Raw genomic sequence first — 18012 nt, forward strand, 5'->3', positions numbered from 1 at the left:
AGCAGCTCTACCTTGCTTTGGTGAATCTCCTAAGAGCCTGTTGACGATCTACTGACACCAATTGTGTAAGCAAATGCAATGTCGCAGCTGTGCATACAGGAGCGACTGCGCGCTTGAATCGCAATAGCGTGGCATCGAGGCGGAGAGGAATGCCTTGGGATTGTTGTCAAATTGTCATTTAATTGTTGAATTGCTGTCAGATTGCATCGCTATAAATCGCGTTTTCACTCACGCGATGGATAGCCACCATGTCATTTGAATTCTCCTCGTTGCAAACGACGCGCGCTTCGTTTGCGCAGCGCAGCGCATTGAAGTCTCGCGGCGCCATCAGTGCGCCTAGCTACCGGGCCGTTGCTTTGGCTGCTGCGCTGTGCATGGCGGGTGTCAGCCATGCTGCGCCTTCGGCGATTGCGCCTGGGCAGTTGGGTTTGGTTTCGGTGAACTCTACTGATCCTGATCCAATCTCTTTTGTGCTGATGTGCAATGCCAAAGCCGGCACGACCATCCACTTCACCGACAATGGTTGGACCAGCACAGGCGTATTCCGATCTGGTGAAGGCGTGGCCACTTGGACGGCGGCCAGAGATGTTGCCGCAGGTGAAGTGATTACGCTGCGCGCTGGCAACACCGGCTCGCCAGCCGTCGAGCCTGCCGATGCAGGCACAGTGACCGCGCCGAAGACATTCAATGTGGCTGGGAGCGATTCGGTGCTGGTCTACCAAGGCACGCTTGAGCAGCCCGCTTTCATCTTTGGTCTTAACCATGTGCCATCAGGTGCATGGGATGCCGATGCCAGCAGCTCCAATACCTCTTCATTGCCTGCAGCGCTGACCAATGGCCAATCAGCTGTTGCACTGCAACAGCGCAGTGGACAGCATGCGCAAGACTACACTGGTGCCTTGCGTACTGGCACAGCCGCTGAGTTGGTGGCGGCTATTGCCGACAAGAACAACTGGGCGTCGCGTCCAGGCGGTGACCCATCTCTTGCAGCAACTGCTTTGACAGTCACCAATGCCGCCGATTGCGCCGAGGAAGAGCAAACGACGCAGCCCAATGATCCAGACACGATCACGCGCATCTCCGCCATCCAAGGCACGGGTGCGGCTAGCCCCATGGATGGCAGTACCGTCAAGGTCTCAGCGGTGGTGACGGCGTTTGTGCCCGGCATCGGTGGTTTTGCCTTGCAAGAGGCCGATGCAGACCGCGATGGCAATCCCGCCACTTCAGAAGGTATTTTTGTTTATTACGGCAATACGCCTCCACAGGGGGTGAGTGCAGACTTGGTTGGCAAACGTGTCACGTTCAATGCGAAGGTTTCGGAGTACCGAGGCCAAACCCAGCTCAGCGGCATTGCCCAGTTGGTGATTGGCGAGCCAGAAGCACTGCCAACGCCTGAAACCATCACGCTGCCAGTGGCGAGTTCAGACGTCTGGGAGCAACGTGAAGGCATGGTGGTGCAGGTGTGCGGGGCGGATGCCCAGCCATTGGTGGTGACCGACAGTTATGAGCTTGGCCGTTATGGCAACATCGTTTTGAGCGCAGGCCAGCGCCAGGTCCAATTCACCGAGCATAGTGCGCCCAACCTTGAGAACAACAAGGCCTATTTGCAGCAGGTCAAGCTCAGCCGGATTATTTTGGACGATGGCATTTCGGCTCAGAATCCAGCCGAGCACCTGGGGCGCAATGGCGCGCTTTTGAGTGCATCCAATACCTTGCGCGGTGGCGATCAGACCTCTTGTATTACCGGTTTGCTGGACCAATTCACCGACAAGAACAAGGCGGTGCATGAAATTGACTACCGCATCCAGCCCACGCAAAAGGCGATGTTCACCGGTGCACAGCGGCCAACGGCAGCCGCATTGCAGCAAGCGGTGCAGGGTAGCAACCTCAAAGTGGCCAGCGTGAATGTGCTGAACTTTTTTGTCACGCTAGATCCTGCGACGTTCACGGTGCCTGGCACCAGCACCTCGCATGAAGGCCGTGGCGCAGAAGCCCGCATCAGCATTTCTGAGCAAGCATTCACTGACGAATACCAGCGTCAGCTGGACAAACTGGTCGAGCAGTTGCTGGCTTTGGATGCCGATATTTATGGCCTCAATGAAATCCAGAACGACGGCTTCGCTGCCAATGGCTCATTGGCGACTTTGGTGGCCGCGCTCAATGCCAAGGCAGGTGCTGGTACCTATGCGTATGCAGGTGCCAATGGCATCACCGATGGCGCGCGCGCGCTGCAAGCCTTGGGCACAGATGCCATTACGGTGGCCATCATCTACAACACCCAGCGTGTCGCACCGCAAGGCCAGGCAGTAGCGCCTGATGTGAGGCAATCACAATACAGTGCATTCACGGCTGCCCACGGCAACCGCGTGCCTGTTGCGCAAACCTTCCAGGTGTTGGCACTGGAGCAGGACGACCCAGATGCCTTGGTGACCGTGGCTGTGAACCACTTTAAATCCAAAGGCTCGGTGATCAATGGTGAGACTGACCAAGGTGATGGTCAGGGTGCCAACAATCCATCGCGGATGGTTGCTGCCCAGCAGCTCAGCGCATGGCTGGCCACGAACCCAACCGGGTTTGAGCAGGCGCACACAGTGCTGACCGGCGACTTTAACTCGTATAGCAAAGAAGATCCAATTCGCATTTTGGAGAGTGCAGGTTACCAACTGCAAAAACAAGACGGCGATGTGTACTCCTACTCCTTTGATGGCTTGTGGGGCTCGTTGGATCATATTTTCACCAGTGCCAGCCTGGCAGAGAAGATTGGTGGGGTTGTGGAGTGGTCCGTGAACGCGGAAGAGCCCACTGTGCTGGACTACAACTACAACTACAAGACACTTGAACAAACCACCAGCTACTACAGCGCTGACTACTACCGTGCCAGTGACCACAATCCAATCCTGGTCGGCTTGAAGCTGGGCCGTGGCGGTGTTGGGCCTGTGGAGCCAGAGCCGATTGCAGACTTCGAATTCGATGTGCCAGGTGCCAGCAATGGTGCGGTGCTCAGCGGCTCGCTGGCTGGCGGCGGTGGCAGCTGTGTGCCCGCCGAAGGTGGTGCGCCTGCTGCAGCCATGCCAAGCACTTGGCCAGCCAATGTGCAGTTCCCATACCAGTTGCTGGCCTGGGAGCTGGAGGGCTGTGCCACCGGCAGCAGTGTGACGGTGACTCTCAACCTGCCTGAGCCAGTGCCTGCGAATGCCAAGTACTGGAAGTACGGCCCAACGACTGACAACGAGACAGCGCATTGGTACACGATTCCTTTCACACAAACCGGTGAGCAACAAATCCAGTTCACGATCCAAGACGGTGGTTTGGGTGATAGCGATTTAGAAGCCAATGGCCGCATTGTCGATCCAGGTGGATTGGGTGTGCCTGCGGCTGTGGTGCCACCAACCGGCTCGCTGACGCCTGTGCCTGTGGATAGCCCATGGATGCTCGGTGCGTTGGGTGCTGTGCTGGCAGGTATTGGCGCAGCGAGAGCTCGCCGCCGCACACGCAACTAAGCCCCGACTTCGGCTGAGTACGCCAATCCCCCGCCAGCCATCGCGCTTGCGGGGGATTGGCTTTTGCGGCGCTTTGGTGCGGCATGAGTGGTACATGCTTGGCTGGACATACGCTTGGATCGTGCGCTTAGGTCGTGCGCGGATAGGGCTCCAAAGACAATTGTTCTCTTTGTGATGCTTCAAAGCCAATGCCAGGCCTGTCGTATGTTCCACGGCGATTGCGCTATTGGATCGCTGGTTTATGACAGGGCTGTCATACAACTTGCACGTGCTGTCAATACAAGGCTACTACAAATCGCATTTTCACCAACGCGATGGATAGCCACCATGTCTTATGAATATTCCCCCTTGCCACAGCAGCAGGCACTGTCTGCGTGGCGCAGGCCGCTCAAGCTATGCGCCTCAGTGGGCGTGCACACGTACCGAGCGCTTGGCTTGGTTGCAGCACTGTCTCTGGCAGGCCTGAGCCAAGCCGCTCCTTCGGCTGTGGCAGCCGCTCAGCTAGGGTTGGTGTCGATCAGCTCGGCAGGCACCAAACCGCTTTCTTTTGTGCTGCTGTGCCATGCCAAGGCCGGCACGCAGATCCAGTTCACCGACAACGGTTGGCTCAGCGCTGGCGGCTTTAGGTCAGGTGAAGGGGTGGTGACGTGGCTGGCGGCGCGTGATGTTGCTGCAGGCGAGGTGATCAGTTTCAACGCCGACGGCAATAGTCCCATAGTGGTCCCAGCCGATGCCGGTTCAGCAACGCAGGCGGGGCAGTTCAATATTGCGGCCGCAGGCGACTCGGTGATTGCCTACCAAGGCAGCAACACACAGCCAAAGCTGATTTTTGGCTTGAACTACGTGCCCTCCGGCGCTTGGGATGCGAATGCAATCAATAGCAATACATCGGCGCTGCCTGCAGGTTTGGTCAATGGCCAGACCGCCCTGGCATTGCGCAACCAACAGGCGGCGCAAGACTACACCGGTTTGACCAATGGCACTGCCGAGCAGCTGATGGCGGCGATTGCCACGCAGAGCAACTGGACTGGGCGTGCCGCAACAAGCCCCTCTCGCGCTCCTGCCGCTTTGGTGGTCAGCAATGCGCCCGATTGTGCCGATCTGGACGACGGCACAGGCAACCCACCACCGTTGGATCCAGAGACCATCACGCGCATTTCAGCGATTCAAGGCGGCGCTGCCACCAGTCCTTTGCTGAACCAAACCGTCAAGGTATCTGCGATTGCTACGGCCTTCTTGCCTGGCATGAGTGGCTTTGCCTTGCAGGAGGCAGAGCGCGATGCCAATGCCCAGACCTCTGAAGGTATTTTCATTTATTACGGCAATGCACTCCCGCCTGGCGTGGATGCCCAAATGGTTGGCAAGCGGGTGACGCTGATTGGCACGGTGACAGAGTTCAGAGGACAAACGCAGTTGAGCAATATCCGGCAGGTCGAGATTGGCGCAGCAGAAACCTTGCCTACACCTGAAACCATTACGCTGCCGGTGGCGAGTGAAAATGTCTGGGCACGCCGTGAAGGCATGGTGGTCGAGGTATGCGCGGCCAATGAACAGCCATTGGTGGTAACCGATACCTACTCGTTGGGCCGCTATGGCAACATCGTGCTCAGCGCTGACCAGCGCCAGACGCAATTCACTGAGCACAACGCGCCTAGCGTGGAGCTCAATCGGGCGTACTTGCAGCAAGTCAAGCTCAACCGCATTATTTTGGATGATGGCATTTCTGCACAAAATCCAGCCTATCACTTAGGCCGCAATGGAGAGCCGCTGAGCGCATCGAATTCCTTGCGCGCTGGCGACCAGACAAGGTGTATCACCGGTTTGCTAGACCAGTTTCAGGACAACCGAGCCGAGCATGAAATTGACTACCGCATTCAGCCCACGCAAACGCCCATCTTCACTGGCAGCGAGCGGCCTACGGCAGCTGCCTTGCAACAAGCCATGCAAGGCAGCACGCTCACGGTCGCTAGCGTGAACGTGTTGAACTTTTTTGTGACGAGAAGCAATGCCACGTTCACGGTGCCCGGCACCAACATCTCGCATCAGGGGCGTGGCGCTGATGCCAGTGTCACCATCGAAGGACAAACCTTTACCGATGAATACCAGAGGCAGCTAGATAAATTGGTGGCGCAGTTGTTGGCGATCGACGCGGATGTCTATGGTCTCAATGAAATTCAGAACGATGGTTTTGACGCCAATGGCTCGCTGGCTACGCTGGTGGCCGCGCTCAATGAAAAAGCAGGCACTGGGGTGTATGCCTATGTAGGAGCCAATGGTGTCACCGATGGTGTGCGTGCCTTGCAAGCCCTGGGCACCGATGCCATTGCCGTAGCCCTCATCTACAACACGCAGCGCGTGGCTCCCCAAGGGCAAGCCGTTGCCCCTGATGTGAGCAAGCCTGAGAATAATGCGTTCACTGCGGCGCATGGCAGCCGCGTACCGGTGGCGCAAACCTTCAGAATTTTGGCATTGGAGGAAGACGATCCAGATGCCCTGGTGACTGTGGCTGTTAACCACTTTAAATCCAAAGGCTCGATCATCAATGGTGAACGAGATCAGGGGGATGGCCAAGGCGCTAATAATCCATCGCGGATGCTCGCAGCCCAGCAGCTCAGTGCATGGTTGGCGTCAAACCCCACCGGCTTTGCGCAAGCGCATACGGTGCTGACGGGGGACTTTAACTCCTATAGCCAAGAAGATCCGATTCGCATTTTGGAGACTGCAGGCTACCAGCTGCAAAAACAAGGCGGTGACTCGTATTCGTACTCCTTTGCCGGTTTATGGGGTTCACTGGACCATATTTTGACCAGCGCAAGCTTGGAGGACAAAATTGGCGTGGTGCTGGAGTGGGCCGTCAATGCTGAAGAGCCTACATTGCTGGATTACAACTACAACTTCAAAACCTTGGCACAAGCGAGCGGCTATTACTTGCCTGATTTTTACCGTGCCAGTGACCACAACCCGGTCTTGGTGGGCTTTAATTTGGGGAGTGACGACACATCGCCGATAGAGCCCGAACCCGAGCCGATTGCAGATTTTGAGTTCGAGCTGCCAGGCTCTGACTCGCGCCAGGTGCTCAGCGGCTCTTTGGCTGGAGGTGGTGGAACCTGTACGCTAGCGACCGGTGGTGCTCCAGCTATGGTGGCGCCAGTGACGTCACCGGCCAACGTGCAGTTTCCTTACCAGTTGCTGCAATGGGCGGTGGAGGAATGTGCTGTGGGAAGCTCGGTCACAGTGACCTTGAACTTGCCAGGGCCAGTGCCTGCCAATGCCCAATACTGGAAGTGGGGCCCAACCGCAGGCAACCAGACTGCGCATTGGTACACCATTCCGTTCACACGCACCGGCGCACAACAGATCCAGTTCCAGATTCAAGATGGTGGCTTGGGCGACAGCGATTTGGAGGCCAATGGCCGCATTGTTGATCCAGGCGGTTTGGGGGTGCCGACTGCGCTGACACCGCCGATAGGCAATCTGACTCCAGTGCCAGTAGACGGTGTTTGGATGCTTGGCTTATTGGCCGCATTGATGGCCATTGCGGGCGCTTTGGGCGTGCGGCGCAAAGCAAGGGCGTAATTGCCCCATATCCAACAGGCTCTAAGAGCGGCTCACACCACCTTTGATACGGTTGCTATACAACCTGGTCGTATCTGTTGTACTGGTGTGGCATCGTGAAAAAAAAGCAGCAGCAGCCGATGGTGCTGCTGCTTTTTGATGTGAATTTAGCAATGGTTCTTGGCGTTTTAGCGATCAAAGCGCGGATCAAAGCTCGCCAGCACTTCTTCTTCAGTTGGCGGTTTCTGGGCATGCAAGTATTGGTAGATGTCGCGAATCAAGGTTTCGCAGCCTTCTCGCGCCAGCGCTGAAATCTCATACACCGGATCTTTCCATTTCAGGCCCTTGATCATGCGTTTGCGAATGTCCTTGCGCTGCTCTTCGTCTAGTACGTCAATTTTGTTGAGTACCAGCCAGCGTGGTTTGCCATGCAATTCATCGTCGTATTTGCGCAGCTCTTCAATGATGGCTTTGGCTTGTGCGACAGGGTCAATGCTGTCATCAAATGGCGCGACGTCGACAATATGCAGCAATAAACCTGTGCGCTGCAGGTGGCGCAGGAACTGGTGGCCCAGTCCAGCACCTTCGGAGGCACCTTCAATCAAGCCGGGAATATCGGCGACTACAAAACTTTGCTCTGGACCCACGCGCACCACGCCCAGGTTGGGGTGCAAGGTGGTGAACGGGTAGTCGGCCACTTTGGGGCGCGCGTTTGAGACGGCCGTGATAAAGGTCGATTTACCCGCATTGGGCATGCCTAGCAACCCTACATCGGCCAAGACTTTCAATTCCAGCTTCAGGCTGAAACGATCACCTTCGCGGCCCATGGTTTTCTGCCGTGGCGCGCGGTTGGTCGAGCTTTTGTAATGCATATTGCCAAAGCCGCCGTCGCCGCCTTTGGCCAGAATCACTTGCTCACCCGGTGTGAGCAGCTCCATCATGACCTCATCGGTGTCTGCATTGATGATGATGGTGCCAACAGGCATGCGCAGCACCAAGTCATCACCAGCAGCGCCAAACATGTCTGAGCCCATGCCGTGCTGGCCGCGCTTGGCTTCATGGCGCCGCGCATAGCGGTAGTCGACCAAGGTGTTGAGGTTGGTGTCAGCCACTACATAAATATGGCCGCCACGGCCTCCATCGCCCCCATCGGGGCCGCCGTATTCCTTGTATTTCTCGTGTCTGAACGAGGCGCAGCCGTTGCCGCCGTCGCCTGCTGCGACATCAATATATGCTTCGTCGACAAACTTCATAATGACTGTCCTTGTATCAAACCTGTGTTGCACAAGCGCTGCAATAGGCAGTGCTTGGCATGACGCAAACAAAAAGCCCCGCAAGCGGGGCTTTTATTCACAGATTGCCATGTGCTCTGCCTGAATTAGGCAGAAGTCACTTCAACCGTGTGCTTGTTCAAAGCGCCTTTGTTGCGGAACACCACGTGACCGTCTACCAAAGCGTAGAGAGTGTGGTCTTTACCGATACCGACGTTAGAGCCAGCGTGCATACGTGTGCCACGTTGGCGCACGATGATGGAGCCTGCGCTTACCAGTTCGCCACCGTAGGCTTTCACGCCCAGCATTTTTGGCTTGGAATCACGTCCGTTGCGCGTAGAGCCGCCGCCTTTTTTCTGTGCCATTTTAAAACCTTTCGTGCTGCTGCATTAAGCAGCGATATCGCCGATTTGCAGCTCAGTGTAGCGCTGGCGATGGCCTTGGTGTTTCACGTAATGCTTACGACGACGCAGCTTGAAGATGCGCACTTTGTCGTGCTTGCCATGAGAGACCACAGTTGCCTTGACGCTGGCACCGGAAACCAAAGGCGTGCCAATTTTCAGATCAGCGCCACTGCCGATGGCAAGCACTTGATCCAGCACGATTTCCTGGCCTACGTCCGCAGCAATCTGTTCTACTTTAATTTTTTCGCCAGCAGCAACACGGTATTGTTTGCCACCAGTTTTTACGACTGCGTACATTGAAATTACCTTTTGAGAAAACGCTTTTGCAGATTGGCGCCATGAGTGGCGCCTTCAGCCAAAAGCTATACTGATTCGCAGCCAGTTGATGGTCGCATTGCTGCAGCCCATCAGCCAGCCTTCTTACCCTTAAGATTTGATAGCAGCGCCCCGATTCAAAGCGCACCAAAAGTTTGCACCTCTGTAGCCCGCATCAAGTAAGCTGCACCAAATTGCCTTTTGGAAAAGAGCGAACCGCGCATTATAGCCAAATACCAGAAAAATGCAAATTGGCTGTGCATGGGTCTGGTCTTTTGCGATGCAGCACAATCAGAACCATGATCTCTTCTACTACGACTTCAAATGCCGCCAGCGCTGCTGCGCTGAGGCCGCCTCAAATGCCTGCACAGGCACAGGCCATGGTGGATTTTTGGCTCGCTGCAGGGCCAGAGAAATGGTTTAGCAAGGACGAACAATTCGATGCGTTGCTGCGTGAGTCGTTCTGGGAGGCGCATTTTGCTGCGGCTCGCCGCGAATATGACGACTGGTTGCAGCAGCCCTTGTCCGCGCTGGCGCTGATTTTGTTGCTGGACCAGTACCCACGCAACAGCTTTCGCGACACGGCCCATATGTTCGCGACCGATGCCTTGGCGCTGCACTACGCGCACCTGGCCCTGGAGGCAGGTTTAGACCAGCAGGTGCAAGCGCCATTGCGGCTGTTCTTTTATTTGCCCTTGATGCACGCAGAAAATCTGCCAGACCAAGAGCACTGTGTCGCGCTATGCGAAAAGCTGCAAAGCAATTCGCTCGCCTTTGCGATTGAGCACCGCGACATCATTGCGCAGTTTGGCCGCTTTCCCCATCGCAATCCACAGTTGCTGCGCACCACTACCGCGCAGGAGCAGGCTTATCTTGATGCTGGCGGCTTTGCTGGCTAAGTAACAGTCAATTCGTATTTGTCGGGCGTGTCGCAAGCCGCTTCTGTAGAATGGCGCCTTCGAGCGGGCTGTCTTGGTTGATCCCACCTGGCTGTAGGGGATGCGCATGCTGGCCGCCAGTCGTGTTGGCCAGTGGCTGTCTGCCATGTCTGCGTGCCTTCCCAATAAATGCCTGAATAGGCGCGTGCGGCCGCAAGTGCGGGCGCAAGTTGATATCCCTCACCTATGACTATTGACTCATCCCAGCCGGATGGTGCCCGCTCTTTGGTGCAAATCAACCGGCTTCATTTTGGTTACGGCGACAGGCCTATATTGCGCGACGTGTCGCTGCAAATTCCGCTTGGCAAAGTGACCGCGATCATGGGGGCATCGGGTGGTGGTAAAACCACGTTGCTGCGCTTGATCAGTGGGCAAAATAGGCCGGCGCCAGGCACGGTGCTATTTGATGGCGTCGATGTTGGGGCGCAAAACACCAAAGGCCTGTATGCGCTGCGCAGGCGTATGGGCATGCTGTTCCAGTTCGGTGCTTTGTTTACCGATATGACGGTGTTTGAGAACGTTGCTTTCCCACTACGCGAACACAGCAGTTTGCCGGAAGATTTGCTGCGCTCCATCGTCTTGATGAAACTCAATGCAGTGGGCTTGCGCGGGGCCAGGGATTTGCTGCCCAGCGAGATCTCGGGCGGCATGGCCAGGCGCGTCGCGCTGGCGCGGGCGATTGCTTTGGATCCTGAATTGATCATGTATGACGAGCCATTTGCCGGGCTGGATCCGATTGCCTTAGGCACGACCGCGCGTCTGATTCGCCGCCTCAACGATGCGTTGGGCACGACCAGTGTGCTGGTTTCGCACGATCTGGATGAGACGTTCTCGATTGCCGACCATGTGGTGATTTTGGCCAATGGCGCCATTGCCGAACAGGGCACGCCCGAGCAGATTCGCCACAGCCAAGATCCACTGGTGCAGCAGTTTGTGCAAGGTGCGTTCGATGGCCCGGTGAAATTCCATTACCCCGGTCAGTCCTTGGCACAAGATTTCTTGTCAGAGGCGCCACATAACAGGAGGCATTCCGCATGAAGTGGTGGCATCCCTCAGAGGTCGGTTTTCGCACGCGCCAGTTGATGGCCAGCTGGGGCATGGGCACGCGTTTGTTTGCGCTGCTGTGCTTTCCGGGTGTGTTGTCGCTCAAGCGCTTCTCGCTGGTGGTGGATCAAATCTATTTCCTGGGCAATCGCTCGCTGAGTTTGATTGCCGTATCTGGCTTGTTTGTGGGCCTGGTGCTGAGCTTGCAGGGGTTTTATATCTTGCAGCGCTTTGGCTCAGCGGAAATGCTGGGGCTGATGGTGACCCTCAGCCTGATTCGTGAGCTGGGGCCTGTGGTTGCTGCGCTGTTGTTTGCCGGGCGGGCAGGGACTTCATTGACCGCTGAGATTGGTTTGATGCGTGCAGGCGAGCAGCTCAGCGCGATGGAGATGATGGCGGTCAACCCCGTGCAGCGTATTTTGGCGCCGCGTTTTTGGGCGGGCGTGATTGTGATGCCGATTTTGGCGGCGATTTTCAATGCAGTGGGCATCATCGGCGGCTGGCTGGTCGGGGTGGTGATGCTGGGCGTAGATGCCGGTGCCTTTTGGAGTCAGATGCAATCGGGCGTGGACTTGGTGGCCGATGTTGGCAATGGCTTTATTAAAAGTATCGTGTTTGGAGTCGCCGTGACCTTCATCGCGCTGCTGCAAGGCTATGTGGCCAAACCCACTCCGGAAGGGGTGTCGCAGGCCACAACCCGCACTGTGGTGATTGCCTCGCTGAGTGTATTGGCGCTGGACTTCTTGCTCACCGCGGTGATGTTTACCATTTGATGCGGCTGACAGTGATACAGCTTGCTTTTGAACAAGTAGGGAATTATTAAAATGCAACGATCAAAACTAGACATCTGGGTCGGCTTTTTTGTCATTATTGGGTTTGCCGCGCTGACTTTTTTGGCGCTGCAGGCGGCCAATTTGCTGCAAACCAACTGGCGCACCAATACCTACCAGGTCTCAGCCTACTTCGATAATATTGGCGGACTCAAGCCTCGTGCCGCAGTGCGCAGCAGCGGTGTGGTGGTCGGGCGTGTGCAGTCCATCACCTACGACGACCATGTCTACCGCGCCAAAGTGGTGTTGGATTTGGATGATCAATATGCTTTCTCCAAAGACAGTGCATTGAAAATCCTCACCAGTGGCTTGCTGGGAGATCAGTATGTGGGTTTGGAGCCTGGCTACGAAGATGAGAACTTGGCTCAAGGCGATACCATCTCTGCGACCCAGTCAGCAATTGTGTTGGAGAACTTGATCTCGGCGTTCATGTTCAGCCAAGCCTCGAATGACTCCAAGGCCAATTCGGAAGCCGGTGCTGAAGCTGACCACAATGCAGGCAATGATGGCCGTATCGATTAATACGCGTACCGGGCAGATGGTTGCTCCTTGGTGTGTTGCGGTACTAAGAACTTGAGAGATGCTTGAGATGATGCATATGACTATCCAATCGCCCACTTTGAACACCGCTACTAGCCCAGCAGCCCCTGCTTTGGGGCGCCGCTTGCTACAGCATGGCGCCGCTACTGTGTCAGCTGTTGTACTGCTGGCAGCTTGCTCCACGACTGGCTCGCAGCAGGGCTATGGCCAGTCACCACAAGATCCATATGAGTCCTTTAACCGAAGCATCTACAGCTTCAATATGGCGCTGGATCGCAACATCATGCAGCCGATTGCCCGTGGCTACCAAGATGTGGTGCCTTCGCCTGCCAGAACCGGGGTGAGCAACTTCTTTGGTAACCTCGGTGATGTCTGGTCATTGGTCAACAACAGCTTGCAGCTCAAGGGTGAGGCTGCGATGAGCAGCTTTTTCCGTGTGGCAGTGAACTCGACCTTTGGCTTGGGCGGCTTGCTCGATGTAGCCACCGAGATGCGCCTGGAGCGCTATAAGACAGACTTCGGTCTGACTTTGGGGCATTGGGGGGTGGCGACTGGCCCGTACTTGATGCTGCCGTTCTTAGGCCCATCGACTGTGCGTGATACGGTGGCTTGGCCGGTCGATTACTACGGCAACCCATTGGCGCAACTGCACCCTGACAGCCATCGTTATGCTTTGACGGGGCTGCGCGTGATTGACTCGCGCGCCAATTTGCTAGGCACGACCGACTTGCTTGAGAGTGCTGCGCTCGATCCGTACATCATGATGCGCGATTTCTACCTGGCCCAGCGCAAAGCCCTGGACTCTGATGACGATGGCGGCATGCTGGATGACGATTACTATGATGAAGAAGAAGCGCTGGAAGATCTTGAGGCTGGCCGTATTCCGGATGAGCCGGAGGATGCACCAGCCGCTGAGGCTCCCCAGCCTGCCATTGGCAAATGATGTTGGTAGCTCGTTTTGCCGAGCTGGTTGAGGGAACTAACTGGCTGATGAATGATTCCTATAACGTTCAACAGTCTTGCATGCCGCCACACCGTGGCGGCTAGAAATTGGGGAAATTGCACGATGTTTATACAAAAAATGAACCGATGGTTGGCTGCTGCTGCGTTGAGTGGCTGTGCATTTGTGATGGCCATGCCTGGCTTGGCGCAAGCCCAGGATATGGCGCCAAACGAGTTGGTCGAGAAAGTGACCAGCGATGTGCTCAAGGAAATCCATGACAATAGCGGCGTGCGCTCGGGCAACCTGAATGCCGCACGCGAGGCTGTTGACCGCCTGGTCATGCCGCACATCAACTTTCCACGCATGACAGCAGCAGCTGTGGGTCCGGCTTGGCGCAACGCCACGCAGGAGCAACGCACGCAAGTGATCAATGAGTTCAAAGCCATGCTGATCCGCACTTATGCCGGCTCATTGGACCAGATTGGTGATTTGAAAGTGGTGGTGCTGCCGATGCGCGCACAAACTGACGAAAACGACGTCTTGGTGCGCACGGAAGTGCGTGGTGGCGATCAGCCGATCAAGCTCGATTACCGTCTTCAGCGCACGCCAGGCCAAGGCCATGGCTGGAAGGTCTATAACGTCAATGTGATGGGTGCCTGGATTGTGGATTCGTACCGCTCGCAATTCCAATCAATCGTCAACTCCAAAGGGATTGAAGGTTTGATTGACGCCTTGAAAAAGGGTGACGTGAAGTAATTCAGGCGCAGCAGGAGCGTGGCCTAGAGGGCATGGCAGGCTGTGCGTGTATTTGCCCTTTGTGCAGCGTTATCCGCTACGATATCAGTTCATTGGATTCCATTCAAAACGATATGCTCAATTTGCAATTGCCAGTTCGGTTGACGCGTGATGAGGTAGTGGGCTGGGTCCGAGACATTGAGCCCTTACTGAAACAAGCCAAAGCCTCGGGCGAGACAGTCGCCGTAGATGCCTCAGCCTTGAAGCAGTTTGACTCTTCTGCGCTGGCCGCATTGCTGGCCGTGCATCGTGAAACGCAAAGCCTGGGGGTCGCTTTTGCCGGTGTACAAGGCATGTCGGTGACATTGCAGTCGCTGGCCCAGGTCTACGGCATTGATGAATTGCTGCCGCAAGTGCCAGAGCCAGAGCAATAAGCACTCGCTGTCACCGATCTTCAGAGCGCTTTCAAAACGCCTGCACAGCCAATTCTGTGCAGGCGTTTTTTCATATCAATACCAAGTTGTCGCGGTGAACCATCTCGGGCTCTGCGACATAGCCCAAAATCGACTCAATGGCATCGGAGGATTGGCGGCAGAGCTTGCGCGCTTCCTGGTCGTTGTAGTTGGCTAGGCCGCGTGCAATCTGGTGGCCCGATGGGTCCTCAATCGCTATCACCTCGCCGCGTGTGAAGCTGCCTTTCACCTCGGTCATGCCAACGGGCAGCAGGCTTTTTCCTTCGGATTTGATTTTTTTGGCCGCGCCAGCATCCAGCACGACAGAGCCATGCAATTGCAGGTGGTCGGCGATCCATTGCTTGCGCGCTTGCAGCTTGTGCATTGGCGCATACAGCAAGGAGCCAATGTTTTGCTCACCGGACATCAGACGCGGCAAGATATCGGGCTCCCGACCCCAGGCAATGATGGTTGAGGCGCCAGAGCGGGCAGCGCGCTTGGCGGCGATGATCTTGGTCAGCATGCCTCCAGTGCCAATGCTCGAGCCTGCGCCACCGGCCATGGCTTCGAGTGCCTCGTCGCCGGCTTGGGCCAGGTGGACCTTCGTGGCATCGGGATTTTTGCGCGGATCTGCGGTGTAGAAACCATTCTGGTCGGTCAGAATGATCAGCAAATCGGCCACGACCAGATTGGCGACCAAGGCGCCTAGCGTGTCGTTGTCACCAAAGCGAATCTCGTCGTTGACGACGGTGTCGTTTTCGTTGATGACCGGCACAATGCCGCGCTTGAGTAAAGTGAGCAAGGTGATGCGGGCATTCAAATAACGCTCGCGATCGGCCAAGTCGGCATGCGTTAGCAGCACTTGGGCGCTGCCCAACTGGTAGTGGCGCAGCATGGATTCGTACATTTGCACCAGGCCCATTTGGCCGACGGCAGCTGCCGCTTGCAGCTCATGCAGCTCTTTGGGGCGTTTGCTCAGGCCCATGCGCTTCATGCCTTCGGCAATCGCGCCGGAGGAGACCATGATCACCTCGCGCTTGCCTTGGCCCTGTGCATCGCCATGCACAATCTGGCTGAGTTGGCGCGACCATTCGCTAATGGCCTCGGCGTCGAGCCCCTGGCCTTGGTTGGTGACAAGGCTAGAGCCGACTTTGACGACAATGCGCTTGGCGCGGCGCACACTGTCCCAAGGAGAAATATCAGTAGAGTCGGCGTTAACCATATACACGTACAAATCGATGAAACCACAAATTGTGGCATAAGAACGTGTTTTCGATCTTTTTGCAGTCGCGCAAGGCACAAAAAAGAGGCAGTGCAAGGCGCCTGCTGCAGCTCATACGTCTGTATGAGCAAAACGGGCAACGCCGCAATGCGTTTTTTTGTGCCTTGCCCTCTGGGTTGGAGCCCAAAAGGCACGCTGCTTTGTTAAAAATCCTCGTCGGGCAGCTAGCCCGATNTCGGGCAGCTAGCCCGATGGCGGTTTTTGCCGCGCATCGTATCCTTTTGGACTCCAACGCGGTCTGTAAAAAGATCGTAAACACGTTCTAAAGCGCGCAGGATGGTGGCGTCAATCTCAATACATGGAAAGGTGAGGCGGGTGACAACACAGCAAGAGTGGCAAGGCCATACGAGTGCATGGACGCGGCGCCAAACCATGCAGCGCATGGGCGCAGGGCTATTGGCTGCCTGCGGATTATGGGCCTTGAGCGCTTGTTCAGAGCGCGCCTTGGTGGCCCAGCCTGTGCCAGCCGGGGCGACGGTGTTGGCTTTGGGCGATTCACTGACCCAAGGCGTGGGGGCTGCAGCTGCGCAGGATTTTCCAAGCCTGCTGGCTGACAGCACGGGCTGGCATGTGGTCAATGCGGGCGTTTCGGGCGATACCTCGGCCCAGGCCTTGGCGCGTTTGCCCAGCTTATTGGCGCAGTACCAGCCCGAATTGGTCATTGTGGGCATTGGTGGCAATGATTTTTTGCGCAGGCAGTCGACACAAGCGACCAAGGCCAATGTGGAGGCGATCGTGCGCGCTTGCTTGGATGCCAAGGCCCAGGTGCTGTTGGTCGGCGTGCCGGAGGTGAACCTGCTGGCATCGACCGGCTGGCTCAAAGACCACGCGATGTATGCCGAGCTTGCTCAGCAGTTGGGAGTGCCTTTGCTCGCGGGCGCCTGGTCTGAGGTATTGGCGCAGGAGCGGCTGCGCTCAGACCAAGTCCATGCGAATGCCCAAGGTTATGCCGAGTTTGCGCAACTGCTGCAGGCGCGCTTGCGACAAGTGGGCCTGCTGGCTTAAAAGGCTGTTCACAATTTCGACGCAGACCGTGTTGGAGCCCAAAAAGAGACGTTGCGGGGCAAAACGGCAGTTGGGCTACCTGCCCGGCGAGGATTTTTAACAAAGCAATGTGTCTTTGGGGTCTAGCCCGAAGGGCAAGGCACAAAAAAGCGCATTGCAGCGTTGCCCGTTTGGCGCATGCAGATGCATGGGCTGCATCTGTTTTTTGCGCAGACTGCATTGGCGTTTCTGTGGATGTGAGGCGCACCAGTGGCCTCAGGCGGGCTGTTTGTGCGGGCAGGATCAAAGTAAAGACGCATTGCCTGTGCAGTTTTGTCTGCGCAGGCAGCCGCTCATGGGACAATCGCTGCCCATGAGCCCACAGCAGTATGTCCAACAAAAAGCCGCAGAATCTGGCAGCAGCTTTTATTATGCCTTTCGGTTTTTGCCGCAAGAGCGCCGTGATGCCATTACGGCGTTTTATGTCTTTTGCCGTGAAGTCGATGATGTGGTTGACGAGGTCAGCGATCTGGGCGTGGCCTCGACCAAGCTGGCTTGGTGGCGCAGTGAGGTCACAAAAGCTTACGCAGGCCAAGCCTCGCACCCAGTCATGCAGGCTTTGATGCCTGCTACCGGACCTTTTGGCATTGAAGCCAAGCAATTGCTGGCAGTGATTGAAGGCTGCGAGATGGACTTGCAGCAAACCCGTTACCTGGATTTTGTCGCCTTGCAGCGTTACTGCCATTTGGTTGCGGGCGTGGTGGGGGAGGTCTCGGCGCAGATCTTTGGCCAAAGCCAGCCGCAAACCAGCCAGTACGCCCAGACCCTGGGGTTGGCGTTTCAGCTCACCAACATCATTCGCGATGTGGGCGAAGATGCGCTGCGCGGACGGATCTACCTGCCGGTCAACGAATTGCAGCAATTCAACGTCAAGGCCCACGAAATCACCAAACGCGAGTATTCAGACCGCTTTGTCGCGCTGATGCGATTCCAGGCCGAACGCGCTCACCGCTTGTATGACCAAGCTTTGCAATTGCTGCCCGAGCAGGATTTGCGCAGCCAAAAACCCGGTTTGATGATGGCCAGCATCTACCGCACCTTGCTGCGCGAGATCGAGCGCAGCAACTTCCAGGTGTTGCACCAACGCATCCAGCTGACGCCACTGCGCAAACTTTGGCTGGCTTGGCAAGTGCAGGCGCTTGGTCGCATCCCACGCTGA

15 protein-coding genes are annotated in these 18012 nt (G+C 56.4%); 11 read left to right on the forward strand and 4 right to left on the reverse strand.

Features of this window, described 5'->3' with window-relative positions; genetic code table 11:
* Positions 1–248: 248 nt before the first annotated feature.
* Positions 249–3500 carry an ExeM/NucH family extracellular endonuclease gene (locus E8K88_RS05010; RefSeq protein WP_136405569.1) on the forward strand — a complete coding sequence of 1084 codons (3252 nt, stop codon included), beginning with the start codon at positions 249–251 and terminating at the stop codon, positions 3498–3500.
* A gap of 327 nt (positions 3501–3827) precedes the next feature.
* Positions 3828–7076, forward strand: a complete 3249-nt coding sequence (locus E8K88_RS05015) for an ExeM/NucH family extracellular endonuclease (RefSeq protein WP_168797251.1) — start codon at positions 3828–3830, stop codon at positions 7074–7076.
* A 167-nt stretch (positions 7077–7243) separates the two neighbouring features.
* On the opposite strand, the gene cgtA is transcribed toward E8K88_RS05015, so the two are convergent.
* The 3 genes from cgtA to rplU all read right to left on the reverse strand — a co-directional run bounded on the left by cgtA (position 7244) and on the right by rplU (position 9027).
* Positions 7244–8308: an Obg family GTPase CgtA gene (gene cgtA / locus E8K88_RS05020; protein ID WP_136405571.1), complete on the reverse strand. Its 1065-nt coding sequence runs from the start codon at positions 8306–8308 to the stop codon at positions 7244–7246.
* 125 nt (positions 8309–8433) lie between these two features.
* Positions 8434–8691 carry a 50S ribosomal protein L27 gene (gene rpmA / locus E8K88_RS05025; RefSeq protein ID WP_136405572.1) on the reverse strand — a complete coding sequence of 86 codons (258 nt, stop codon included), beginning with the start codon at positions 8689–8691 and terminating at the stop codon, positions 8434–8436.
* Positions 8692–8715: 24 nt separating this feature from the next.
* Entirely contained in the window at positions 8716–9027 is a 312-nt protein-coding gene (gene rplU, locus E8K88_RS05030; RefSeq protein WP_136405573.1) for a 50S ribosomal protein L21, read from the reverse strand.
* Positions 9028–9344: 317 nt separating this feature from the next.
* Here rplU and E8K88_RS05035 point away from each other — a divergent pair, with 317 nt between their 5' ends.
* The 7 genes from E8K88_RS05035 to E8K88_RS05065 all read left to right on the forward strand — a co-directional run bounded on the left by E8K88_RS05035 (position 9345) and on the right by E8K88_RS05065 (position 14509).
* Positions 9345–9944 (forward strand): DUF924 family protein, encoded by a 600-nt coding sequence (locus tag E8K88_RS05035; protein WP_240754334.1) that lies wholly within the window; start codon positions 9345–9347, stop codon positions 9942–9944.
* Positions 9945–10169: 225 nt separating this feature from the next.
* Positions 10170–11021, forward strand: a complete 852-nt coding sequence (locus E8K88_RS05040) for an ABC transporter ATP-binding protein (RefSeq protein ID WP_136405574.1) — start codon at positions 10170–10172, stop codon at positions 11019–11021.
* On the forward strand, positions 11018–11800 hold the full coding sequence (gene mlaE / locus E8K88_RS05045) for a lipid asymmetry maintenance ABC transporter permease subunit MlaE (protein ID WP_136405575.1): 783 nt from the start codon (positions 11018–11020) through the stop codon (positions 11798–11800). Before E8K88_RS05040 ends, mlaE begins: the two co-directional genes overlap by 4 nt.
* A gap of 51 nt (positions 11801–11851) precedes the next feature.
* Positions 11852–12379 (forward strand): outer membrane lipid asymmetry maintenance protein MlaD, encoded by a 528-nt coding sequence (gene mlaD / locus E8K88_RS05050; protein WP_136405576.1) that lies wholly within the window; start codon positions 11852–11854, stop codon positions 12377–12379.
* A 76-nt stretch (positions 12380–12455) separates the two neighbouring features.
* The gene (locus E8K88_RS05055; RefSeq protein WP_136405577.1) at positions 12456–13340 is read left to right on the forward strand and encodes an MlaA family lipoprotein; all 885 of its coding nucleotides are present in this window, start codon (positions 12456–12458) and stop codon (positions 13338–13340) included.
* A 138-nt stretch (positions 13341–13478) separates the two neighbouring features.
* Positions 13479–14096, forward strand: a complete 618-nt coding sequence (locus tag E8K88_RS05060) for an MlaC/ttg2D family ABC transporter substrate-binding protein (protein ID WP_240754335.1) — start codon at positions 13479–13481, stop codon at positions 14094–14096.
* 113 nt (positions 14097–14209) lie between these two features.
* Positions 14210–14509: an STAS domain-containing protein gene (locus E8K88_RS05065; protein ID WP_136405579.1), complete on the forward strand. Its 300-nt coding sequence runs from the start codon at positions 14210–14212 to the stop codon at positions 14507–14509.
* 70 nt (positions 14510–14579) lie between these two features.
* Here E8K88_RS05065 and proB read toward each other — a convergent pair whose 3' ends face one another.
* Complete coding sequence (gene proB, locus E8K88_RS05070) at positions 14580–15749, reverse strand: glutamate 5-kinase (protein WP_136405580.1); 1170 nt, start codon at positions 15747–15749, stop codon at positions 14580–14582.
* A gap of 375 nt (positions 15750–16124) precedes the next feature.
* Between proB and E8K88_RS05075 the strand changes: the two genes are divergently transcribed.
* Together E8K88_RS05075 and hpnD are read left to right on the forward strand one after the other, a co-directional pair.
* Positions 16125–16814, forward strand: coding sequence for a DUF459 domain-containing protein (locus E8K88_RS05075; RefSeq protein WP_240754337.1), 690 nt, complete (start codon positions 16125–16127; stop codon positions 16812–16814).
* A gap of 352 nt (positions 16815–17166) precedes the next feature.
* Positions 17167–18012 (forward strand): presqualene diphosphate synthase HpnD, encoded by an 846-nt coding sequence (gene hpnD, locus E8K88_RS05080; protein WP_136405698.1) that lies wholly within the window; start codon positions 17167–17169, stop codon positions 18010–18012.

The organism is Lampropedia aestuarii (assembly GCF_004803635.1).
Classification (GTDB): Bacteria; Pseudomonadota; Gammaproteobacteria; order Burkholderiales; family Burkholderiaceae_C; genus Lampropedia; species Lampropedia aestuarii.

Excerpts from the sequence above, each read along its gene's own strand:
- E8K88_RS05010 (WP_136405569.1), top strand. The coding sequence starts at position 249 with ATGTCATTTGAATTCTCCTCGTTGCAAACGACGCGCGCTTCGTTTGCG.
- E8K88_RS05015 (WP_168797251.1), top strand. The coding sequence starts at position 3,828 with ATGTCTTATGAATATTCCCCCTTGCCACAGCAGCAGGCACTGTCTGCG.
- cgtA (WP_136405571.1), bottom strand. The coding sequence starts at position 8,308 with ATGAAGTTTGTCGACGAAGCATATATTGATGTCGCAGCAGGCGACGGC.
- rpmA (WP_136405572.1), bottom strand. The coding sequence starts at position 8,691 with ATGGCACAGAAAAAAGGCGGCGGCTCTACGCGCAACGGACGTGATTCC.
- rplU (WP_136405573.1), bottom strand. The coding sequence starts at position 9,027 with ATGTACGCAGTCGTAAAAACTGGTGGCAAACAATACCGTGTTGCTGCT.
- E8K88_RS05035 (WP_240754334.1), top strand. The coding sequence starts at position 9,345 with ATGATCTCTTCTACTACGACTTCAAATGCCGCCAGCGCTGCTGCGCTG.
- E8K88_RS05040 (WP_136405574.1), top strand. The coding sequence starts at position 10,170 with ATGACTATTGACTCATCCCAGCCGGATGGTGCCCGCTCTTTGGTGCAA.
- mlaE (WP_136405575.1), top strand. The coding sequence starts at position 11,018 with ATGAAGTGGTGGCATCCCTCAGAGGTCGGTTTTCGCACGCGCCAGTTG.
- mlaD (WP_136405576.1), top strand. The coding sequence starts at position 11,852 with ATGCAACGATCAAAACTAGACATCTGGGTCGGCTTTTTTGTCATTATT.
- E8K88_RS05055 (WP_136405577.1), top strand. The coding sequence starts at position 12,456 with ATGACTATCCAATCGCCCACTTTGAACACCGCTACTAGCCCAGCAGCC.
- E8K88_RS05060 (WP_240754335.1), top strand. The coding sequence starts at position 13,479 with ATGAACCGATGGTTGGCTGCTGCTGCGTTGAGTGGCTGTGCATTTGTG.
- E8K88_RS05065 (WP_136405579.1), top strand. The coding sequence starts at position 14,210 with ATGCTCAATTTGCAATTGCCAGTTCGGTTGACGCGTGATGAGGTAGTG.
- proB (WP_136405580.1), bottom strand. The coding sequence starts at position 15,749 with ATGGTTAACGCCGACTCTACTGATATTTCTCCTTGGGACAGTGTGCGC.
- hpnD (WP_136405698.1), top strand. The coding sequence starts at position 17,167 with ATGAGCCCACAGCAGTATGTCCAACAAAAAGCCGCAGAATCTGGCAGC.